Source organism: Serratia sp. CY71090 (assembly GCF_052166845.1).
GTDB classification, from domain to species: domain Bacteria; phylum Pseudomonadota; class Gammaproteobacteria; order Enterobacterales; family Enterobacteriaceae; genus Serratia; species Serratia nematodiphila.
This window is the reverse complement of record NZ_JBJNOA010000003.1, coordinates 607,304-628,163: the sequence shown is the minus strand read 5'-3', so window position 1 is coordinate 628,163 and position 20,860 is coordinate 607,304. Positions and strand designations below refer to the sequence as shown.

At 60.7% G+C, this 20,860-nt stretch carries 22 protein-coding genes; 13 read left to right on the top strand and 9 right to left on the bottom strand.

Annotation, left to right across the window (positions count from 1 at the left end; translation table 11 throughout):
• Window positions 1-157 precede the first annotated feature (157 nt).
• Complete coding sequence (locus tag ACJ8OK_RS09385; protein ID WP_004940396.1) at window positions 158-739, bottom strand: ACP phosphodiesterase; 582 nt, start codon at window positions 737-739, stop codon at window positions 158-160.
• Between the two features lie 120 nt (window positions 740-859).
• On the opposite strand from ACJ8OK_RS09385, the gene queA reads away from it, so the two are divergent.
• The 5 genes from queA to secF all read left to right on the top strand — a co-directional run bounded on the left by queA (window position 860) and on the right by secF (window position 6,344).
• Window positions 860-1,930 (top strand): tRNA preQ1(34) S-adenosylmethionine ribosyltransferase-isomerase QueA, encoded by a 1,071-nt coding sequence (gene queA / locus ACJ8OK_RS09380; protein WP_374930446.1) that lies wholly within the window; start codon window positions 860-862, stop codon window positions 1,928-1,930.
• A 72-nt stretch (window positions 1,931-2,002) separates the two neighbouring features.
• Entirely contained in the window at window positions 2,003-3,127 is a 1,125-nt protein-coding gene (gene tgt / locus ACJ8OK_RS09375; RefSeq protein WP_033634014.1) for a tRNA guanosine(34) transglycosylase Tgt, read from the top strand.
• 33 nt (window positions 3,128-3,160) lie between these two features.
• A complete protein-coding gene (gene yajC / locus ACJ8OK_RS09370; RefSeq protein ID WP_004940391.1) occupies window positions 3,161-3,493 on the top strand; it encodes a preprotein translocase subunit YajC in 333 nt (110 codons plus the stop codon).
• Window positions 3,494-3,517: 24 nt separating this feature from the next.
• Window positions 3,518-5,365, top strand: coding sequence for a protein translocase subunit SecD (gene secD / locus ACJ8OK_RS09365; protein WP_004940390.1), 1,848 nt, complete (start codon window positions 3,518-3,520; stop codon window positions 5,363-5,365).
• Between the two features lie 10 nt (window positions 5,366-5,375).
• Window positions 5,376-6,344 (top strand): protein translocase subunit SecF, encoded by a 969-nt coding sequence (gene secF, locus ACJ8OK_RS09360; RefSeq protein ID WP_004940389.1) that lies wholly within the window; start codon window positions 5,376-5,378, stop codon window positions 6,342-6,344.
• A gap of 65 nt (window positions 6,345-6,409) precedes the next feature.
• On the opposite strand, the gene ACJ8OK_RS09355 is transcribed toward secF, so the two are convergent.
• Window positions 6,410-6,970 (bottom strand): DUF3251 domain-containing protein, encoded by a 561-nt coding sequence (locus ACJ8OK_RS09355; RefSeq protein ID WP_048322329.1) that lies wholly within the window; start codon window positions 6,968-6,970, stop codon window positions 6,410-6,412.
• 174 nt (window positions 6,971-7,144) lie between these two features.
• Between ACJ8OK_RS09355 and nrdR the strand changes: the two genes are divergently transcribed.
• From nrdR to pgpA, 6 genes are all read left to right on the top strand, one after another.
• Complete coding sequence (gene nrdR / locus ACJ8OK_RS09350) at window positions 7,145-7,594, top strand: transcriptional regulator NrdR (RefSeq protein ID WP_004940387.1); 450 nt, start codon at window positions 7,145-7,147, stop codon at window positions 7,592-7,594.
• A 10-nt stretch (window positions 7,595-7,604) separates the two neighbouring features.
• Window positions 7,605-8,714 carry a bifunctional diaminohydroxyphosphoribosylaminopyrimidine deaminase/5-amino-6-(5-phosphoribosylamino)uracil reductase RibD gene (gene ribD / locus ACJ8OK_RS09345; protein WP_021504683.1) on the top strand — a complete coding sequence of 370 codons (1,110 nt, stop codon included), beginning with the start codon at window positions 7,605-7,607 and terminating at the stop codon, window positions 8,712-8,714.
• A 107-nt stretch (window positions 8,715-8,821) separates the two neighbouring features.
• Entirely contained in the window at window positions 8,822-9,292 is a 471-nt protein-coding gene (gene ribH / locus ACJ8OK_RS09340; protein ID WP_004940385.1) for a 6,7-dimethyl-8-ribityllumazine synthase, read from the top strand.
• Window positions 9,293-9,312: 20 nt separating this feature from the next.
• Window positions 9,313-9,729 (top strand): transcription antitermination factor NusB, encoded by a 417-nt coding sequence (gene nusB, locus ACJ8OK_RS09335; protein ID WP_004940384.1) that lies wholly within the window; start codon window positions 9,313-9,315, stop codon window positions 9,727-9,729.
• Window positions 9,730-9,780: 51 nt separating this feature from the next.
• On the top strand, window positions 9,781-10,773 hold the full coding sequence (gene thiL / locus ACJ8OK_RS09330; protein ID WP_033634011.1) for a thiamine-phosphate kinase: 993 nt from the start codon (window positions 9,781-9,783) through the stop codon (window positions 10,771-10,773).
• Window positions 10,766-11,260, top strand: a complete 495-nt coding sequence (gene pgpA, locus ACJ8OK_RS09325) for a phosphatidylglycerophosphatase A (RefSeq protein ID WP_033634010.1) — start codon at window positions 10,766-10,768, stop codon at window positions 11,258-11,260. The genes thiL and pgpA overlap by 8 nt, the downstream gene beginning before the upstream one ends.
• 32 nt (window positions 11,261-11,292) lie before the next feature.
• Here the strand turns inward: pgpA and ACJ8OK_RS09320 are convergent, their stop codons facing one another.
• From ACJ8OK_RS09320 to xseB, 4 genes are all read right to left on the bottom strand, one after another.
• Window positions 11,293-12,267, bottom strand: coding sequence for an aldo/keto reductase (locus ACJ8OK_RS09320; RefSeq protein WP_049242813.1), 975 nt, complete (start codon window positions 12,265-12,267; stop codon window positions 11,293-11,295).
• A gap of 107 nt (window positions 12,268-12,374) precedes the next feature.
• A complete protein-coding gene (gene dxs, locus ACJ8OK_RS09315; protein WP_025301753.1) occupies window positions 12,375-14,240 on the bottom strand; it encodes a 1-deoxy-D-xylulose-5-phosphate synthase in 1,866 nt (621 codons plus the stop codon).
• Window positions 14,241-14,274: 34 nt separating this feature from the next.
• Window positions 14,275-15,195, bottom strand: coding sequence for a (2E,6E)-farnesyl diphosphate synthase (gene ispA, locus ACJ8OK_RS09310; RefSeq protein WP_033634008.1), 921 nt, complete (start codon window positions 15,193-15,195; stop codon window positions 14,275-14,277).
• 5 nt (window positions 15,196-15,200) lie between these two features.
• A complete protein-coding gene (gene xseB / locus ACJ8OK_RS09305; protein WP_015376838.1) occupies window positions 15,201-15,464 on the bottom strand; it encodes an exodeoxyribonuclease VII small subunit in 264 nt (87 codons plus the stop codon).
• A gap of 160 nt (window positions 15,465-15,624) precedes the next feature.
• Here xseB and thiI point away from each other — a divergent pair, with 160 nt between their 5' ends.
• The gene (gene thiI, locus ACJ8OK_RS09300) at window positions 15,625-17,073 is read left to right on the top strand and encodes a tRNA uracil 4-sulfurtransferase ThiI (protein WP_004940377.1); all 1,449 of its coding nucleotides are present in this window, start codon (window positions 15,625-15,627) and stop codon (window positions 17,071-17,073) included.
• Between the two features lie 66 nt (window positions 17,074-17,139).
• Here the strand turns inward: thiI and yajL are convergent, their stop codons facing one another.
• Complete coding sequence (yajL, locus tag ACJ8OK_RS09295; protein ID WP_019454200.1) at window positions 17,140-17,730, bottom strand: protein deglycase YajL; 591 nt, start codon at window positions 17,728-17,730, stop codon at window positions 17,140-17,142.
• Entirely contained in the window at window positions 17,693-18,604 is a 912-nt protein-coding gene (gene panE / locus ACJ8OK_RS09290) for a 2-dehydropantoate 2-reductase (RefSeq protein WP_033634005.1), read from the bottom strand. The genes yajL and panE overlap by 38 nt, the downstream gene beginning before the upstream one ends.
• A gap of 182 nt (window positions 18,605-18,786) precedes the next feature.
• On the opposite strand from panE, the gene ACJ8OK_RS09285 reads away from it, so the two are divergent.
• Window positions 18,787-19,278, top strand: coding sequence for a YajQ family cyclic di-GMP-binding protein (locus tag ACJ8OK_RS09285; RefSeq protein WP_004940373.1), 492 nt, complete (start codon window positions 18,787-18,789; stop codon window positions 19,276-19,278).
• A 34-nt stretch (window positions 19,279-19,312) separates the two neighbouring features.
• On the opposite strand, the gene ACJ8OK_RS09280 is transcribed toward ACJ8OK_RS09285, so the two are convergent.
• Entirely contained in the window at window positions 19,313-20,677 is a 1,365-nt protein-coding gene (locus tag ACJ8OK_RS09280; RefSeq protein WP_004940371.1) for an MFS transporter, read from the bottom strand.
• Window positions 20,678-20,860 lie beyond the last annotated feature (183 nt).

Here is a 20,860-nt window from a genome sequence, read left to right as displayed (position 1 = left end):
ATAAAGGGTAAAAGACCAATCGATGAGATAGCTTTTACCTATCAAAATCGTTGATATATTTTATCGAGCTTTAAAAATAACCTTTTCCCACAAAAGGGCAAGCGGCAAAACGTAAATTCTTGCAAGCCGCTGCAATTTCAAACGCTTGGGCTTGACCTCAGAGCGTTTTTTCCTTCGCCTGCCGCATCATTTGCGGATAAAACTGCCAGAATTGTGTTTCAAGCTGATGATAATGTTGTTCGACATCGGCGAACGAGCCGGCCAGCGCTTCGAGGCGCGGGCGGCGGCTGGCCATGCCCTGCAACACTCGGGCGATGAACGGCAATTCGGCGTAGCGTTCCAGCCAGCGCTCCGGCCACAGATAGCCGTTCAGGTTCTGAAAACGCGGCGGCGTGAGCGGCAGGTAAGGTTCGATCTGGCTGCGGGCTTCCTGGGTAAACTGGTGCAGATCGCGCGAGGGCTCCAGCTGCTGCCAGTGGCGCGCCAAAAAATGGTCCCACACCACGTCGAGGGTGATCGGCGCCACGCGGCGGTAGGGGGCGCTGAAATAGTCGCGGCTGGTTTTGACCTGCGGCAGGCTGTCGGTCAACACGTCGACGCGGCGGTGCATCATGATGCCGGCCACCACGTCGGGCTGGTAGTCGGCGGCGGGATTGCCGCGCACGAAGTCGGCCAGCAGGTTGCCCAGCAGCGAGCTGTCCGCCAGCATGGCCAGGTGAAGATGAGCGAGAAAATTCATCCCTCAACTATACCTGAAGTCAGGCAAATCCTCCTTATTTCTTGCCGCTGACCGCCCCCGGCTTTAGACTAGGCCGCCTGTTTTTTACCAACCAGCCCTAAATTGAAGAAGTGAATACCCATGCGCGTCGCTGATTTTTCGTTTGAACTTCCCGAATCCCTGATTGCCCATTATCCCCAGGCCGAGCGCAGCGCATGCCGCCTGCTGCAGCTGGACGGGCCGAGCGGGGCGCTGACGCATGGTGTATTCACCGATCTGCTGGACAAGCTGGAGGCCGGCGATCTGCTGGTGTTCAACAATACCCGCGTGATCCCGGCGCGCATGTTCGGCCGCAAGGTCAGCGGCGGCAAGATTGAAGTGCTGGTGGAGCGCGTGCTGGACGACCATCGCGTGCTGGCGCACGTGCGCGCGTCGAAAGCGCCAAAGCCGGGCGCCGAGCTGCTGCTGGGGGATGACGAGAGCATCACCGCCACCATGGTGGCGCGCCACGAGACGCTGTTCGAGCTGCGTTTCAACGACGAGCGCGACGTATTCACCATTCTCAACGCGGCCGGCCATATGCCGCTGCCGCCGTATATCGCTCGCCCGGATGAAGACGCCGACCGCGAGCTGTATCAGACGGTCTACAGCGAGAAGCCGGGCGCGGTCGCCGCGCCGACCGCCGGCCTGCATTTCGACGAACCGCTGCTGGCGGCGCTGCGCGCCAAGGGCGTGGAAATGGCGTTCGTGACGCTGCACGTCGGCGCCGGCACCTTCCAGCCGGTGCGCGTGGAAACCATCGAAGATCACGTGATGCACGCCGAATACGCCGAAGTGCCGCAGGAGGTGGTCGATGCGGTGCTGGCCTGCAAAGCGCGCGGCAAGCGCGTGGTGGCGGTGGGCACCACCTCGGTGCGTTCGCTGGAAAGCGCCGCGGCGGCCAGCAAAGAGGCGCTGATTGCGCCGTTCTTCGGCGACACCAGCATCTTTATCTATCCGGGCTATCACTACCAGGTGATCGACGCGCTGGTGACCAACTTCCACCTGCCTGAATCCACCCTGATCATGCTGGTGTCGGCCTTCGCCGGCTATAAAAATACCATGAACGCCTATCAGCAGGCGGTGGCCGAGCAGTATCGCTTTTTCAGCTACGGCGATGCGATGTTCATCAGCCGTAATCCGCAGGCGGAAAACGAATCCGTCGGCGGCTAAATTCCCGGGCTGCGCGCACGGCGCGGCCCCGTTTCAACGACATCAGACTGTTTCTCTGATGCTGGAGGCTTTGTGAAGTACGAACTACAAACTACCGATGGCCGCGCTCGCCGCGGCCGCCTGATTTTCGACCGCGGCGTGGTGGAAACCCCGGCCTTTATGCCGGTCGGTACCTACGGTACGGTCAAGGGCATGACGCCGGAAGAAGTGAAAGAGACCGGCGCGCAGATCCTGCTGGGCAACACCTTCCACCTGTGGCTGCGCCCGGGCCAGGAGATCATGAAACTGCACGGCGATCTGCACGACTTCATGCAGTGGCCAGGTCCGATCCTCACCGACTCCGGCGGTTTCCAGGTGTTCAGCCTGGGGGCGATGCGCAAGATCAAAGAGGAAGGCGTGTACTTCCGCAACCCGATCAACGGCGACAAGGTGTTCCTGAGCCCGGAAAAATCGATGGAGATCCAGTATGACCTGGGCTCCGACATCGTGATGATCTTCGACGAATGCACGCCATACCCGGCCGACTGGGACTATGCCAAGCGTTCGATGGAAATGTCGCTGCGTTGGGCACAGCGCAGCCGCAAGCGTTTCGACGAACTGGAAAATAAAAATGCGCTGTTCGGCATCATTCAGGGCGGCGTTTACGAAGATTTACGTGATGTTTCCGTCAAAGGGCTGGTGGATATCGGCTTTGACGGGTACGCTGTGGGCGGCTTGGCTGTAGGCGAGCCGAAAGAGGATATGCATCGCATTCTTGAACACGTTTGCCCGCAAATTCCGGAAGATAAGCCACGCTATTTGATGGGCGTCGGCAAGCCGGAAGATTTGGTGGAAGGCGTGCGCCGCGGCATCGACATGTTCGATTGCGTCATGCCGACCCGCAACGCCCGCAACGGCCATTTGTTCGTGACTGACGGTGTGGTAAAAATCCGTAATGCCAAGCACAAGGATGATACTTCTCCGCTGGATAAGGACTGTGATTGCTACACTTGTCGCCATTACAGCCGCGCCTACTTGCACCATCTCGACCGTTGCAACGAAATATTGGGTGCTCGACTGAACACGATTCATAACCTGCGTCACTACCAGCGCCTGATGGCGGGTTTACGCCAGGCTATCGAAGAGGGTAAATTAGAGCAGTTTGTTGCGGATTTCTATGGTCGGATCGGCAAGCCGATTCCGCCTTTAAACGCTTGATCTAATAATTGATAACTTAATGAGGGAATTTCAATGAGCTTTTTCATTTCTGACGCCGTCGCATCCGCAGGGGCTCCGGCTCAGGGAAGCCCGTACTCTCTGATCATTATGCTGGTGGTGTTCGGCCTGATCTTCTACTTCATGATCCTGCGCCCACAGCAGAAACGCGCGAAAGATCACAAGAAGCTGATGGACTCCATCGGTAAAGGCGACGAAGTGCTGACCACCGGCGGCCTGATCGGTCGCGTGACCAAAGTGGCCGACACCGGCATCATCGCCATCGCGCTGAACGACACCACGGAAGTGATGATCAAGCGTGACTTCGTGGCGGCCGTTCTGCCGAAAGGTACCATGAAGGCCCTGTAATCTTTTTTCCCGAAGGGAATTGCCGTGCTAAACCGTTATCCTTTGTGGAAGTATCTGATGTTGATCGTCGTGATCCTCGTCGGTCTGCTTTATGCGCTTCCCAACATCTACGGTGAGGATCCGGCCGTACAAATCACTGGCGCGCGCGGCGTCGCCGCCAGTGAAACTACGCTGGACCAGGTCCGTACCGTATTAGAAAAAGACAACATCGCGAGCAAGTCGATTGCGCTGGAAAATGGCGCCATCCTGGCTCGCTTTAAAGATCCTGACGTTCAGCTGCGCGCCCGCGAAGCGCTGGTGACCGAGCTGGGTGACAAATTCGTCGTGGCGCTGAACCTGGCGCCGGCCACGCCGACCTGGCTGGCCATGCTGGGCGCAGAGCCGATGAAACTCGGCCTGGACCTGCGCGGCGGCGTGCACTTCCTGATGGAAGTGGACATGGACACCGCGCTGAGCAAGCTGCAGGAACAGACCATGGATACCCTGCGCAGCGAGCTGCGCGAGAAGGGCATTCCTTACGCGTCTATCCGCAAGCTGGACAACAACGGCGTGGAAGTTCGCTTCCGCGACGATGCGGCTCGCGACCAGGCCATCAGTTACATCGGCCCGCGTCAGCGCGATCTGGTGCTGTCCGCCAATGGCGCCAACACCATGAAAGCCAACCTGACGGACGCCCGTCTGAGCGAAGCGCGCGAATACGCCGTACAGCAGAACATCACTATCCTGCGTAACCGCGTCAACCAGCTCGGCGTCGCCGAACCGCTGGTGCAGCGCCAGGGCGCCGACCGCATCGTGGTTGAGCTGCCGGGCATTCAGGACACCGCGCGCGCCAAAGAAATTCTGGGCGCCACCGCGACCCTGGAGTTCCGTCTGGTGAACACCAATGCGGATGCCACTGCGGCGGCCAACGGCCGCGTGCCGGGCGACTCCGAGGTGAAATACACCCGTGACGGCCAGCCGATCGTGCTGTACAAGCGCGTGATCCTGACCGGTGACCACATCACCGACTCCACTTCGAGCACCGACGAATACAACCAGCCGCAGGTTAACATCTCGCTGGACAGCGCCGGCGGCACGTCGATGTCCAACTTCACCAAGGACAACATCGGCAAGCCGATGGCGACTCTGTTCGTGGAGTATAAGGACAGCGGCAAGAAAGACGCCAACGGCCGTGCGGTGCTGGTGAAACAGGAAGAAGTGATCAACGTGGCGAACATTCAGTCGCGTCTGGGCAACAGCTTCCGCATCACCGGCATCGGCAACCCGAACGAAGCGCGCCAGCTTTCGCTGCTGCTGCGTGCGGGTGCGCTGATCGCGCCGATTCAGATCGTCGAAGAGCGCACCATCGGTCCAACCCTGGGTCAGCAGAACATCACCCAAGGTCTGGAAGCCTGTCTGTGGGGCCTGGTGGCGTCCATCGTCTTCATGGTGGTCTGGTACCGTAAGTTCGGCGTGATCGCCACCACGGCGCTGGTCGCCAACCTGGTGCTGATCGTCGGCGTGATGTCCCTGTTGCCGGGGGCGACGCTGACCATGCCGGGCATTGCCGGGATCGTGTTGACGCTGGCGGTGGCGGTCGACGCCAACGTACTGATTAACGAACGTATCAAGGAGGAGCTGAAGAACGGCCGGTCCGTTCAGCAGGCGATCCATGAGGGCTATAAAGGCGCGTTCTCCAGTATCGTCGACGCCAACATCACCACTCTGATCACCGCGGTCATCCTGTACGCAGTGGGCACCGGTTCGATCAAAGGCTTTGCGATCACCACCGCTATCGGTGTGGCGACGTCCATGTTCACCGCGATTGTCGGTACCCGTGCCATCGTCAACCTGCTTTACGGCGGCAAACGCATTAACAAGCTGTCTATCTGAGGAGTGCGTTGTGGCACAGGATTATACTGTTGAGCAACTCAACTACGGCCGTAAAGTCTACGACTTTATGCGCTGGGACTATTTGGCCTTCGGCATCTCGTTGCTGCTGTTGGTCGCGTCGATCGTCACCATGTCGGTGCGCGGCTTTAACTGGGGTCTGGATTTCACCGGCGGTACGGTGATTGAAATCAACCTGGAGAAGCCGGCTAACCTCGACCTGATGCGCGATACGCTGGAGAAGGCCGGGTTCCAGGATCCGATCATCCAGAACTTCGGCAGCAGCCGCGACGTGATGGTGCGCATGCCACCGGCGACCGGCACCGCAGGCCAGGAACTGGGCAACAAGGTGATCGGCGTGATCAACGACTCGGTGGATAAAAACGCCACCGTGAAGCGTATCGAGTTCGTCGGCCCGAGCGTGGGCAGCGAACTGGCGCAAACCGGCGGCATGGCGCTGCTGGTGGCGTTGATCTGTATCCTGATCTACGTTGGTTTCCGCTTCGAATGGCGCCTGGCGCTGGGGGCGGTTATCGCGCTGGCGCACGACGTGATCATCACGCTGGGCGTGCTGTCGCTGTTCCACATCGAGATTGACCTGACCATCGTCGCTTCCCTGATGTCGGTTATCGGTTACTCGCTGAACGACAGCATCGTGGTTTCCGACCGTATTCGTGAGAACTTCCGCAAGATCCGCCGCGGCACGCCTTACGAGATCATGAACGTGTCGTTGACCCAGACGCTGAGCCGTACGCTGATGACTTCCGGTACTACCCTGATGGTGGTGCTGATGCTGTACATCTTCGGCGGCGCGATGCTGCAAGGCTTCTCGCTGGCGATGCTGATCGGCGTGTCGATCGGTACCGTCTCCTCCATCTACGTCGCGTCCGCGCTGGCGTTGAAACTGGGGATGAAACGCGAGCACATGCTGCAGCAAAAAGTGGAAAAAGAGGGCGCGGATCAGCCTTCGATTCTGCCTTAACCGCCGCAGTATTCAGCGAAATGAGAAGGAGCGCCGCCGGCGCTCCTTTTTTTTGCCTCGAGTTTTCAGTGTTGCTGCACCACCGCCGGTTGGGCGGTCGAAACCAGACTGTGCAGACGGATATAGCCCAGCTGTTCCGGCGTCAGGCCGCTGAAGCGCAGCTCAAAGTCCTGGCCGGGCTTCGGCAGCAGCGAGTCGGCGCTGACGATCGGTTGCGACAGCGCCTCGGCGGTCAACGGCCGGCCGGTGGCCTCATCCAGTTGGCCCCATTCCACGACCGCGTTGAACGGCGGCAGCGTGGCCTGTGAGAGGATGCGCACATGCAGCTGCGCCTGCGTGCCGTTGGCTTCGCTCTTGATGTGGCTCAGCGAAACGCTCAGCTCGCCGATGCCGCTCTGCAAACGGGCGGCGCTTCGGGCCGCCGGCAGCAGGTAGACGCCGTTGTCGGAGTGCTGATTGAGCATATTCTGCCGCTCCAACGCGGTGGTTTGATCGGTCAGCACGCTCACTTTCTGGTTCAGCGCGGCGACCTGATGGCGCAGTTGAGGGACGGCGGCGTTGTGCGCGCAGCCTGCCAGCAACACGGCGGCGGCGAGCAGGGCGATTTTGGGGTAACGGGTTGTCATGACGGCGATTTCCTATGCTGAATCTCCTGTTATCAGCTTAGTCCGCCCGGAGGGGAAAGTCATATCGGCGCCGCTTCCCGGCTGCGTGTCGCAACAAATGGCCGCCGCCCTTTGTTGTGGCTGCACTTCGGGGTAAACTGCATTTATCTATAAAAACGTTTATCAGGACGTGTTATGCATTGCCCTTTCTGCGCCGCCGTTGATACCAAAGTCATTGATTCCCGCCTGGTGGGGGACGGTTCGCAAGTGCGCCGCCGCCGCCAGTGTCTGGTGTGCAATGAACGCTTCACCACCTTCGAGGTGGCCGAGTTGGTGATGCCGCGAGTGATTAAAAGCGATGAGGTGCGCGAGCCGTTCAACGAAGACAAACTGCGTCGCGGCATGCTGAAAGCGCTGGAGAAGCGCCCGGTCAGCTCGGACGACGTGGAAAACGCCCTTAATCATATCAAATCCCAACTGCGCGCCACCGGCGAACGCGAAGTGCCGACCAAACTGGTGGGCAACCTGGTGATGGACGCGTTGAAAAAGCTGGATAAGGTCGCCTACATTCGCTTTGCGTCGGTGTACCGCAGCTTCGAGGACGTGCGCGAGTTCGGCGAAGAGATTGCCCGCCTGCAAGACTAAAGGATCTTTCATGCATCACGACGAATTTTACATGGCGCGCGCCTTCGAACTGGCGCGGCTGGGGCGTTTCACCACCGCGCCCAATCCGAACGTCGGCTGCGTTATTGTGCGCGACGGCGAAATTGTCGGTGAAGGCTATCATCTGCGCGCCGGCGAGCCGCACGCGGAAGTGCATGCGCTGCGTATGGCGGGCGACAAGGCGCGCGGCGCCACCGCCTATGTGACGCTCGAGCCGTGCAGCCATCACGGCCGCACGCCGCCCTGCGCCGATGCGCTGGTGGCCGCCGGCGTAACGCGAGTGGTCGCGGCGATGCAAGATCCCAATCCGCAGGTGGCGGGGCGCGGGCTGTACAAGCTGCAGCAGGCCGGCGTCGAGGTGCGGCACGGCCTGATGCTGGCCGAGGCCGAAGCGGTCAACCTGGGCTTCCTCAAACGCATGCGCACCGGTTTCCCCTATGTGCAACTGAAGCTGGGCGCGTCGCTGGACGGGCGCACGGCGATGGCCTCCGGCGAGAGCCAGTGGATCACCTCACCCGAAGCGCGTCAGGACGTGCAGCGCCTGCGCGCGCAGAGCGCCGCCATTCTCAGCACCAGCGCCACCGTGCTGGCGGACGATCCGTCGCTGACGGTGCGTTGGGATGAGTTGGATGCGGAGACCCAGCGCCTCTATCCGCGCGAAAATCTGCGTCAGCCGCTGCGCATCCTGCTCGACAGCCAAAACCGCATTACCCCGCAGCACCGCGTGGTGCAGCAGCCGGGCGCCACCTGGCTGGCGCGCCTGCAGGCGGATGAACAGGCCTGGCCGCAAGACGTTGAGCAGTTTATCTGCCCGGCGCACGGCGGCGGCGTCGATCTGGTGGTGATGATGATGCTGTTGGCCAAGCGCCAGGTGAATTCAATCTGGGTGGAGGCGGGCGCATCGCTGGCCGGCGCGCTGCTGCAGGCCGGCCTGGTGGATGAGCTCATTTTGTACATCGCGCCAAAACTGTTGGGCGATAATGGCCGTGGCCTGTGCCACCTGCCGGGCCTGGAGCGGTTGGCCGACGCGCCGGAATTCGTCTTTAGCGACGTGCGCCAGGTTGGCCCCGATCTGCGTTTGCGCCTGCGGGCGAAACACTGAATCTCGCGCCCGCGCGCCGGTTTTACAAAAGCGCCGCGCAGGCGATGAAAGAATATGATAGAATCCGCCCCCCTGCGGGGTATTGAACCCATTTTTAAGGAAAGCCCATGAAAGTTATCGAAGGTGTTGTTGCTACTCCAAATGCCCGTGTGGCGATCGCAATTGCACGTTTTAACAATTTCATCAACGACAGCCTGCTGGAAGGCGCCATCGACGCGCTGAAACGCATTGGTCAGGTTGCTGACGACAACATCACCGTTGTCTGGGTCCCGGGCGCTTACGAGCTGCCGTTGACGGCGAGCGTATTGGCCAAAACCGGCAAATACGACGCGGTTATCGCGCTGGGCACCGTTATCCGTGGGGGCACCGCGCACTTCGAATATGTGGCGGGCGAAGCCAGCTCCGGCATCGGCAACGTTGCGATGAATGCCGAAATCCCGGTTGCCTTTGGCGTGCTGACCACCGAAAGCATCGAACAGGCGATCGAACGCGCCGGCACCAAAGCGGGCAACAAGGGCGCTGAAGCCGCGTTGACCGCACTTGAAATGATTAATGTTATCAAAGCTATTAAAGCCTGAATTTAGTTAAGGGGAATTCCGTGAAACCTGCTGCTCGTCGCCGCGCTCGTGAGTGCGCTGTTCAAGCGCTTTACTCTTGGCAGTTGTCTAAAAACGACCTTGCCGATGTTGAACACCAGTTCCTGACGGAGCAGGATGTCAAAGATGTTGACGTCGCCTATTTTCGCGAGTTGCTGTCCGGCGCGGCAGTGAATGCAGGTATGCTGGACGAACTGATGGCGCCATACCTGTCGCGTCAGCTCGAAGAGCTGGGCCAGGTGGAGCGCGCAGTGCTGCGCGTCGCGCTGTTTGAACTGAAAATGCGCGAGGATGTCCCTTACAAGGTGGCGATCAACGAAGCGATCGAGCTGGCGAAAACCTTCGGCGCGGAAGACAGCCACAAGTTTGTGAACGGGGTGCTGGATAAAGTGGCGCCAACCCTTCGCAAGAAAAAGTAAAACATTAAGGCCGGCATTCCCGGCCTTAATTTCTTCTCGTGGAATATCGATATGGCATGCGGTGAATTTGACCTCATTGCCCGCTATTTTGACCGGTTTAAGCGCGTGCGCCGGGATGTACAGTTGGGCATTGGAGATGACTGCGCACTGCTGGCAGTGCCGGAAAAACAGCTGGTGGCCGTCAGTACCGATACGTTGGTGGCGGGCGTGCACTTCTTGCCGGATATCGATCCGGCCGATCTCGGTTATAAAGCGCTGGCGGTCAATCTGAGCGATCTGGCGGCGATGGGCGCCGATCCGGCGTGGCTCTCGCTGGCCCTGACCCTGCCGGAGGTGAACGAGCCCTGGCTGAAGGCCTTCAGCGACAGCCTGTTTGATCAGCTCAACTATTACGGCATGCAACTGATCGGCGGCGATACCACGCGCGGCCCGCTGAGCATGACCTTGACCATTCAGGGCTTGATCCCGGCCGGCCGGGCGTTGACCCGCAGCGGCGCGCGCATCGGCGACTGGATCTATGTGACCGGCACGCTGGGCGACAGCGCCGCCGGTTTGGCGATCCTGCAGGATCGTCTGGCGGTGACGGATACGGCGGCGCGCGATTACCTGATCGCTCGCCATCTGCGCCCGCAGCCGCGGGTGTTGCAGGGGCAGGCGCTGCGCGATCTGGCCAGTTCGGCGATCGACATCTCCGACGGCCTGATCTCCGATCTGAAACACATCCTGAAGGCCAGCGACTGTGGCGCACGCATCGTGCTGGACGAGCTGCCGATGTCGCAGGCGCTGAGCAGCCACGCGGATGCCGAGCAGGCGCTGCGTTGGGCGCTGGCGGGCGGCGAAGATTACGAGCTGTGTTTCACCGTGCCGGAAATCAACCGCGGCGCGTTGGAAGTGGCGCTGAGCCACCTCGGGGCCGACTACACCTGTATCGGTCAGATTGGTCCGCTGTCTGAAGGCATCCGCTATTATCGCAACGACGAGGCGGTGGAGCTGGACTGGGTCGGGTTCGACCATTTCAATGCGGAGCCGGGCAACCATGGATGAAGCCAAGCGCCGGCTGCGGATGAGCAATCCGTGGCACCTGCTGGCCACCGGTTTTGGCAGCGGTTTGTCGCCGGTGATGCCGGGTACCATGGGATCGCTGGCGGCGATCCCGTTCTGGCTGCTGCTGATCCAACTGCCGTGGCAGCTCTACTCGCTGACGGTGATGTTCAGCATTTGCATCGGCGTCTATATTTGCCACCGCACGGCAAAAGACATGAAGGTGCACGATCACGGCAGCATCGTCTGGGATGAGTTCGTCGGCATGTGGATCACGCTGATGGCGCTGCCGGTCAACGACTGGCGCTGGGTCGCCGCCGGTTTCGTCATCTTCCGCATTCTGGATATGTGGAAGCCGTGGCCGATCCGTTGGTTCGACCGCAACGTGCATGGCGGCATGGGCATTATGGTCGACGATATCATCGCCGGCGTGCTGTCTGCGGGCATCATCTACCTGATTGGCCACCACTGGCCGATCGGGCTGTTCTGACCGCCGGGCGCGGCGTTTCGCGCCCGCTTCTCTTATTCAAACCCCGTCACCCGATGCGGCACGTAAGCCGTCTCCAGTTCCGCCACCTCTTGCGGCGACAAACTCAAATCGACCGCGGCGATGGCGTCATCCAACTGCTCACTGCGTGACGCGCCGACGATCGGCGCGCTGACCGCCGGTTTGTTCAGCAGCCAGGCCAGCGCGATCTGCGCGCGTGAAACGCCGCGTTCTTCGGCGAGGCTGGCGACGCGCTCGGCGATGATGGCGTCGATGCCTTCAGTTTCCTCGTACAGGCTTTTGCCGAACTGGTCGGAGACCAACCGCGCGGTGGTTTCGCCCCAGGGGCGGGTCAGGCGGCCGCGCGCCAGCGGGCTCCACGGCAGTACGGCGATGCCTTCGGCGGCGCACAGCGGGTGCATCTCGCGCTCTTCTTCGCGCTGGATCAGGTTGTATTGATCCTGCATGCTGACGAAGCGCGTCCAGCCGTGCAGATCGGCGGTATACAGCGCCTTGGCGAACTGCCAGGCGTACATGGAAGAGGCGCCGATATAACGCGCCTTACCGGCTTTCACCACGTCGTGCAGCGCTTCCAGCGTCTCTTCCAGCGGCGTTTCGTAATCCCAGCGATGGATTTGCAGCAAATCGACATAGTCGGTGCCGAGACGGCGCAGGCTGTCGTCGATGGACTGCATGATCTTGGCGCGCGACAAACCGCGCTCCAGGTTGCTCAGCGGGAAATAGACCTTGGTGGCGATAACGACGTCCTCGCGGCGTGCATAGTCGCGCAGCGCCCGGCCGAGGATCTCCTCGCTGCTGCCGTCGGAATAGCTGTTGGCGGTGTCGAAAAAGTTGATGCCGGCTTCCAGCGCCTGTTTCAGCAGCGGGCGGCTGCTCTCTTCCGGCAGCGTCCAGGCGTGATTGCCGCGGTTCGGTTCGCCATAGGTCATGCAACCCAGGCAGATGCGTGAGACGTTCAGATCGGTGTTGCCCAGTTTCAGGTACTTCATGTTTGCCTCCCATTCACAGCTCAGACAGTAACTGTAGCGCGGATCCCGGAGGGCGGAAACGAAAACGCCCCCGAAAGCGGAGGCGTTTTATCAGGCGCGGGCGGCGATTACTGCGCCAGCCAGGTTTCGATTTGGCGCTGAATGCCGGCGGCGTCCAGCCCCAGATCGGCACGCAGTTCTTCCTGGCTGCCCTGTGAGACGAAGCTGTCCGGCAGGCCGAGGTTCAGCACCGGCACCGGACGGCGTTTGGCCATCAGCAGTTCGTTGACGCCGCTGCCGGCGCCGCCCATGATGGCGTTCTCTTCCAGCGTGACCAGCGTTTCATGGCTGGCGGCCAGTTCGAGCACCAGCTGCTCGTCCAGCGGCTTGACGAAGCGCATGTCGACCAGCGTGGCGTTGAGCGCTTCCGCCGCTTGCGCGGCCTCCGGCAGCAGGGTGCCGAAGTTGAGAATGGCGATCTTTTCCCCCTGGCGACGCACCACGCCTTTGCCGATCGGCAGCAGGCTGAGCGGCTCCAGCGCCGCGCCGGTGCCGGTGCCGCGCGGATAGCGCACGGCGCTCGGGCCGTCGTTATAGTGATAGCCGGTATACAGCATCTGGCGGCATTCGTTTTCGTCGCTCGGCGTCATGATCACCATGGTCGGGATGCAGCGCATGAACGACAGATCGAACGCCCCCTGGTGGGTCTGGCCATCGGCGCCGACGATGCCGCCGCGATCGATGGCGAACATCACCGGCAGGTTTTGGATCGCCACGTCGTGGATCAGCTGGTCGTAGGCGCGTTGCAGGAAGGTGGAATAGATCGCCACCACCGGCTTGTAGCCGCCGATCGCCAGCCCAGCGGCGAAGGTGACCGCGTGCTGTTCGGCGATCGCCACATCGAAATATTGCTGCGGATAGTCGCGAGAGAACTGCACCATGCCGGAGCCTTCGCGCATCGCCGGCGTGATCGCCATCAGTGAGCTGTCTTTGGCGGCGGTTTCACACAGCCAGTCGCCGAAGATTTTCGAATAGGTCGGCAGACCGCCGGCGCTTTTCGGCAGCGTGCCGCTGGCGGGATCGAACTTCGGCACCGCGTGGAAGCTAATTGGGTCCTTCTCCGCCGGCGCGTAACCGCGGCCTTTCTTGGTCATGATGTGCAACAGCTGCGGGCCTTTCAGATCGCGCATGTTTTTCAACGTGGCGACCAGCCCCTGCACGTCGTGGCCGTCTACCGGGCCGATGTAGTTGAAGCCCAGCTCTTCGAACAGCGTGCCTGGCACCACCATGCCTTTCAGGTGCTCTTCGGTGCGTTTCACCAGCTCCTTGATCGGCGGCACGCCGGCCAGCACTTTCTTGCCGCCTTCGCGCAGGGTGGAGTAAAGCTTGCCGGACAGTAGCTGAGCCAGATGGTTGTTCAGCGCGCCGACGTTTTCCGAGATCGACATCTCGTTGTCGTTCAGCACCACCAGCATGTCCGGATTGATATCGCCGGCGTGGTTCATCGCTTCGAACGCCATGCCGGCGGTGATGGCGCCGTCGCCGATCACGCACACCGTGCGGCGGCCCTTGCCTTCACGCTCTGCCGCCACCGCCATGCCGAGGCCGGCGCTGATCGAGGTCGACGAATGGCCGACTGACAGCACGTCGTATTCGCTTTCGGCGCGCCACGGGAAGGGGTGCAAGCCGTTCTTTTGCCGGATAGTGGCGATCCGGTCGCGGCGGCCGGTCAGAATTTTGTGCGGGTAGGCCTGGTGGCCGACGTCCCACACCAGATGATCGAACGGCGTGTTGTAGACGAAATGCAACGCCACCGTCAGTTCGACGGTACCCAGCCCGGAGGCAAAGTGGCCGCTGGAACGACTGACGCTGTTCAGCAGGTATTGCCGCAGCTCATCGCACAGCTTCGGCAAGCTCTCTTTGGGCAGTGAGCGGAGTTCCTCGGGGTTTTCCGCTAGCGCCAGGGTTGGGTATTTGGCTATATCAAGACTCATTCGATACTCATATCAGAGGAGTTAACGTCACACGTTAATTGTCGCGTTCAATAATGAAGCTGGCTAACGCTCGCAATGGCGCTGTGTTATAAGATTGCGCTGCCAAAGTGTCTAATGCAGCTAATGCTTCCTGATAGAGATCCCACGCTTTTGCTTTCGCGCTGTCAAGCCCGAGCAACGCCGGGTAGGTACTCTTTCCGTGTTGTTGGTCCGCGCCCTGGCGCTTGCCGATCTTTTCAGTCTCGCCGACAACGTCCAAAATGTCATCCTGCACCTGGAACGCCAGGCCAACCGCGGCGGCGTAACGATCCAGCTGCGGCAGCGCCGCTCGCCCGGCTTCGCCGGCGCTCAGCGCGCCCAGGCGCACCGCCGCGCGGATCAGCGCGCCGGTTTTGTGGCGGTGGATCTGTTCCAGCGCCTGCAGATCAACGCGCTTGCCTTCAGCTTCCAGATCCAGCGATTGGCCGCCGCACATGCCGGCGACGCCGCTGGCGGTCGCCAGTTCGGAGACCATCGCCAGCCGATCGCGCAGCGCCACGTCGGGCATCTCGGCATCGGCCAGGATCGAAAACGCCAGCGTTTGCAGCGCATCGCCGGCCAGGATCGCGTTGGCTTCGCCGAATTTAATGTGACAGGTCGGCTGGCCACGGCGCAGATCGTCGTCGTCCATCGCCGGCAGATCGTCATGGATCAGCGAGTAGGCGTGTATGCATTCCACCGCCGCCGCCGGCGCGTCCAGGTTGCTCAGCGACACGCCGAACATCTGGCCGGTGGTGTACACCAGGAACGGACGCAGGCGCTTGCCGCCCAGCAAGGCGCCGTGACGCATCGCCGCCACCATGTTGCCGTCGTTGAACGGCAGCGGGGCGATGAAGTCCAGCAGCGCGCGATCGGCCCGCTGGCGGAAAATCTGCAGTTGATCGGCAAAAGCGGCCGATGGTGCGATCTCAGACATGTCGGTTACTCGGCATCCGGTGTGAAAGGCGCCAGCGCCGCATCGTCGGCGCTGTCGTTAAGAAGTATCTGCACACGCTGTTCCGCCTGTTGCAGTTTCTGCTGGCCTTGGCGCGCCAGCTGCACGCCGCGTTCGAATTCGTTCAGCGCGTCTTCCAGCGGCAGTTCGCCCGACTCCAGACGCGTCACGATGCTTTCCAGCTCGCCGAGGGCGCTTTCAAAGCTGGCTGTTTGCTCTGTACTGGCTGATTGTGCTGGTTTTTTCGGCATAATTTTCTTTTTACGTCATCATGTGAACCGTGGCGCCAGAGCCTATCCTAGCGGATCTTGATTAGCAAATCATGGCGCTCATGTGTGGTTTTGTGCGCAGAGCGCGGCGATATGGTGATATACTCCGCGCCGTAATTCTTATCTGACAACAAAGACCGCCATGAAGTTTATCATTAAATTGTTCCCGGAAATCACCATCAAGAGCCAATCTGTGCGCTTGCGCTTTATCAAGATTCTCTCGACCAATATTCGCAACGTCCTGAAGCAGTATGATGAAACGCTGGCGGTCGTCCGTCACTGGGATCATATCGAAGTTCGCGCCAAAGATGAAAACCAGCGGCCGATCATCGCCGACGCGCTGACGCGCATTCCCGGCATCCACCATATTCTGGAAGTGGAAGATCGCGCTTATACCGACATCCACCACATCTTCGAGCAGACGCTGGAAGCCTACCGCGCCCAGCTGGAAGGCAAAACCTTCTGCGTGCGCGTCAAGCGTCGCGGCAAGCAGGCGTTCAATTCGCAGGACGTGGAGCGTTACGTCGGCGGCGGCCTGAACCAGCATATCGAGAGCGCGCGCGTTAACCTGACCCGCCCGCAGGTCACGGTAAACCTCGAGATTGAAGACGACAAGCTGATGCTGGTCAAACGCCGCCTCGAAGGCATCGGCGGTTACCCGGTCGGCACCCAGGAAGACGTGATGTCGCTGATTTCCGGCGGTTTCGACTCGGGCGTGTCCAGCTATATGCTGATGCGCCGCGGCTGCCGCGTGCACTTCTGCTTCTTCAACCTGGGCGGCGCCGCGCATGAGATTGGCGTGAAGCAGGTGGCGCACTACCTGTGGAACCGTTTCGCCAGCTCGCACAAGGTGCGCTTCGTCGCCATCGACTTCGAGCCGGTGGTGGGCGAGATCCTGGAGAAGGTCGACGACGGCCAGATGGGCGTGGTGCTCAAGCGCATGATGGTGCGTGCCGCTTCGCAAGTGGCCGAACGCTACGGCGTGCAGGCGCTGGTAACCGGTGAGGCGCTGGGGCAGGTGTCCAGCCAGACGCTGACCAACCTGCGCTTGATCGACAATGCGTCCGATACGCTGATCCTGCGTCCGCTGATTTCGCACGATAAAGAGCACATCATCAAGCTGGCGCGCGAAATCGGCACCGAAGACTTCGCCAAAACCATGCCGGAATATTGCGGCGTGATTTCGAAGAGCCCGACGGTGAAAGCCGTCAAGGCCAAGATCGAAGAGGAAGAGAGCCACTTCGATTTCAGCATTCTCGATCGGGTGGTGAGCGAAGCGAAGAACGTCGATATTCGCTCCATCGCCGAGCAGGCGCAGGAGCAGGTGACCGAAGTGGAAACCGTTGCGGCCTTCGGCGCCGACGAGGTGATCCTGGATATCCGCTCCAACGACGAGCAGGAAGAGAAGCCGCTGCAGCTGGAACAGGTTGAAGTGAAAGCGTTGCCGTTCTACAAGCTGAGCACCCAGTTCGGCGATTTGGATCAGAGCAAAACCTATCTGCTGTACTGCGAGCGCGGCGTAATGAGCCGCCTGCAGGCGCTGTACCTGCTGGAGCAGGGCTTCAGCAACGTGAAGGTTTATCGCCCGTAACGCGGGCAGCGGCGTAAACGAGAGGGGCTGAACTGGTGTTCAGCCCTTTTTTTATCGGCAAGCCGCTCAGTCGCGGAAATCGTACATCCCAGGGATCAGCACCAGCTGCGCGGCGATCTCCGCCGCTTTGGCCTTGCCGAGCAGCAGATCGATCAGCTTCAGCGCAAACTCCATCGCGGTGCCCGGCCCCTGGCTGGTGAGCAGGTTGACGCGCGCGTCATACACCACGCGGCGTTCCATCCATTTATCCGCCGGTATCTGGTCTTTCAGGCCCGGGAAACCGGTCATGTTGCCGACCGGGAACAGATCGTGGTGCTGCAGCACCAACGCCGGCGCCGCACAGATGGCGGCGACGATATTCCCCTGCAGGTGCATCTGCCGCACTTTTTCCACCAGCAACGGGCTGTCGCGGAAGCATTCTGCGCCTTTCAGGCCGCCGGGCAGCACGATGGCGTCGAAAGGCTCATCGACGATCGCCACCAGCGGCGCGTCGGCCAGCAGCTTGACGCCGCGCGAACAAACGATAGTCAGCTCGCCGTCACCGGCGACGCTGGCGGTAGTGACTTTAACGCCCGCCCGCACCAGCAGATCGATGGTGGTGACGGCTTCGGTTTCTTCGCTACCAGGTGCCAGGCAAACCAGCGCCGATACGCTCATATTCATTTTCCTTTCGTTTAATCAATTCAAACAGCCGCGCATTCTCCGGCAGCGTGAGGCCGTGACTGCGCGCACGGCGCAGCAGGTAGCCGGTGATGTAGTCGATCTCGGTATGCCGCTGGCTGCGGATATCCTGCAGCATCGACGAAACGTTGTCGGCGGTGCTGTGGATCACGTCCATCACATATTGCATCAGGCCTTCGCAGGAGGTGTGGTAGCCCTCCATCGCCATCACGCTGGCGACTTCACGACACAGCGTTTCGATCTGCTCCGGGTAGCGCTGCAGATCGCCGTTGCGGCAGCCGTACAGCGCCGTCAGCGGGTTGATCACGCAGTTGACCGCCAGCTTGCGCCAGTTGGCCGAGGCGATGTTGTTGTGCCAGGCGACGTCGGGCAGCGCCTGATGCAGCACTTCCGCCAGGTGGCTGAAGTGCTGGGCGGCCGGTGAGGTGGGGCCGATGTGGGTGATGCCGGTGGCGACGTGGATAATGGTGCTGCCTTCGTGGCGCGCGGCGTGGGTGGTGGTGCCCTGCAAGATGGGCTGGCCGTTCGGCGGCAGCTCCTCCTGAGTGCCCATGCCGTTGTGCAGCAGCAAGATGGCGCAGCGGGGGTTCAGCTTCGGCAACAGCGCGCCGACCGCGCTGGATACCTGCCAGGCTTTCAGCGTCACCAGCAGCAGCTCGCTCTGCGCGAGGTGCTCCGGATCGTTGGTGGGCAAATTGCGATTAAACGAGACGCCTTCCGGCTCTATCACGTTCACGGCGCAAAAAGGCTGCGGCACTCTTAGCCATCCCTGTACATCGTGGCCCTGCTGATACAGCCGGGAGAGCCACAGTTGTCCGAGCGCGCCGCAACCAAGAATGGTTATTTTCATTCAGTCTCCTTGGAAACACGGGAATACCGCTCAATTACCGTGATCTAACTATAGGCTTTATGGCAGCCTGAAGCGCTATCCCTGCGTGCGTTCAGCAGATTTTGTCTGAGGCGGCAAAGCGGTTATCATGCTCGGCATCAAAATCGCCTAAGCTATTAGGCACTCATTCAGGAGGAAGAAGTATGCCATCTTTCGACATCGTTTCCGAAATTGATATGCAGGAAGTGCGTAACGCCGTTGAGAACGCCACCCGCGATCTCGGCACCCGCTGGGATTTTCGCAACGTGCCGGCCAGCTTTGAGTTAAACGAGAAAAACCAAAGCATCAAGGTTGCCACCGAGTCTGATTTCCAGGTGCAGCAGTTGCTCGACATTCTGCGCGAAAAGCTGAGCAAGCGCAGCATCGACGGCGCCGCGCTGGAGATCCCGGAAGAGTTTACCCACAGCGGTAAAACCTACAGCGTGGAAGCCAAGCTGAAGCAGGGGATTGAAACCTCTGTAGCGAAGAAAATCGTCAAGCTGATCAAAGACAGCAAGCTGAAGGTGCAGGCGCAGATCCAGGGCGAAGAAGTGCGGGTGACCGGCAAGTCACGCGACGATTTGCAGAGCGTGATGGCGTTGGTGCGCGGCGGCGATCTGGGGCAGCCGTTCCAGTTCAAGAACTTCCGCGATTAATCTCGACGGGGCCGGCATTGCCGGCCCCGTTTCTTTACAGCGAATTGACCAGCGCTTCCAACTGACCGCGATTGGTCTGCTTGGTGTCCACCTTGACGTAGGCGCTGCGCTCTTCCGGCACCACGATCGCCTCGGCCACGCCGGGCTGCGCCCTCAGGCGGCTTTCCAGCGCCGAATCCTTCACCGCCAGTTCAGACAGCGTAATGCGCAGGCTGCTGACATACGGCGGCTCTTTCATGGTGCTGCTGACCAGGAACCAAACGGCGGCCAATACCGCGCCGGCGATAAACACCAAGCCTGCCCCCTGCAAACCGTACAGCCAGCCGCCGAGGCTGCCGCCGATCGCCACGCCGATAAACTGGCTGGTGGAGTAGACCCCCATCGCGGTGCCCTTATAGCCGGCCGGTGATTCTTTGCTGATCAGCGAAGGCAGAATGGCTTCCATCACGTTGAAGGCCATGAAGAACAGCTGCACGCCGGCGATGATGCCCCACAGGTGCGCGCCGGAGAGCCACAGCAGCACTTCGGCGCAAAACAGCACCGCCACGCAGCCCATAAACACCTGCTTCATGCGGCGATATTTTTCGGCATAGATGATGAAAGGCACCACGGCAGCGAACGACACCAGCATGGTCACCAGGTAGACGATCCAGTGTTCGCTGGCCGCCAGCCCGGCTTTCTCCATCGCCAGCGGCAGCGCCACGAAGCTCGACATCAGCAGGATATGCAGACACATGATGCCGAAGTTGAGTTTCAACAGGCGCGAGTTGCTCAGCACTTTGCGGAAACTGCCGCGCACAATGCTGGATTCGCGGTTCAACAGGTGAGTATCGGCGGAAGGTACCACCGCCAATGTGATGGCGATCCCGGCCAGCGCCAGCACGGCGATCATCCAGAACAGCGCATGCAGGCCGAAGGCGTGGGTAATTATAGGGCCCAACACCATGGCGATGGCGAAGGTGATGCCGAAGCTGACGCCGATGAACGCCATCGCTTTGGTGCGGTTCTGCTCGCGGGTCAGATCGGAGAGCAGCGCCATGACCGCGGCGGCGATCGCGCCGGAGCCTTGCAACGCGCGGCCGAGGATCACACCCCAGATAGAGTCGGTCGCGGCGGCGATCACGCTGCCGAGGGCAAAGATCAGCAGGCCGCCGACGATCAGCGGCTTACGGCCGATGCGATCGGACACCAGGCCGAACGGGATCTGAAACACCGCCTGCGCCAGGCCGTAGATGCCGATGGCGATGCCGATCAGCGCTTCGCTGGCGCCGTTGAGCGCCATGCCGTAGGTGGTCAACACCGGCAATACCATAAACATGCCGAGCATGCGTAGGGAGAATACGGTGCCCAATCCCCAGGTGGCGCGGCGCTCCTGCGGGGTCATTGAATTATCGTTCACATCAAACCTCGGTAAAAACCATGCCATCAGACGTTGCGACAGCGCCTGATGGCATGATTTCTGTAAAGCTGCGTCATTTTAGTGTGCGGGGCAGGGGGGGTAAATCGAATGTTGTTTAACAGATATTACAGTTTGGCCGCTTTTCGGCGTGACAAATAAAATGGGCCGCATACGCGGCCCATT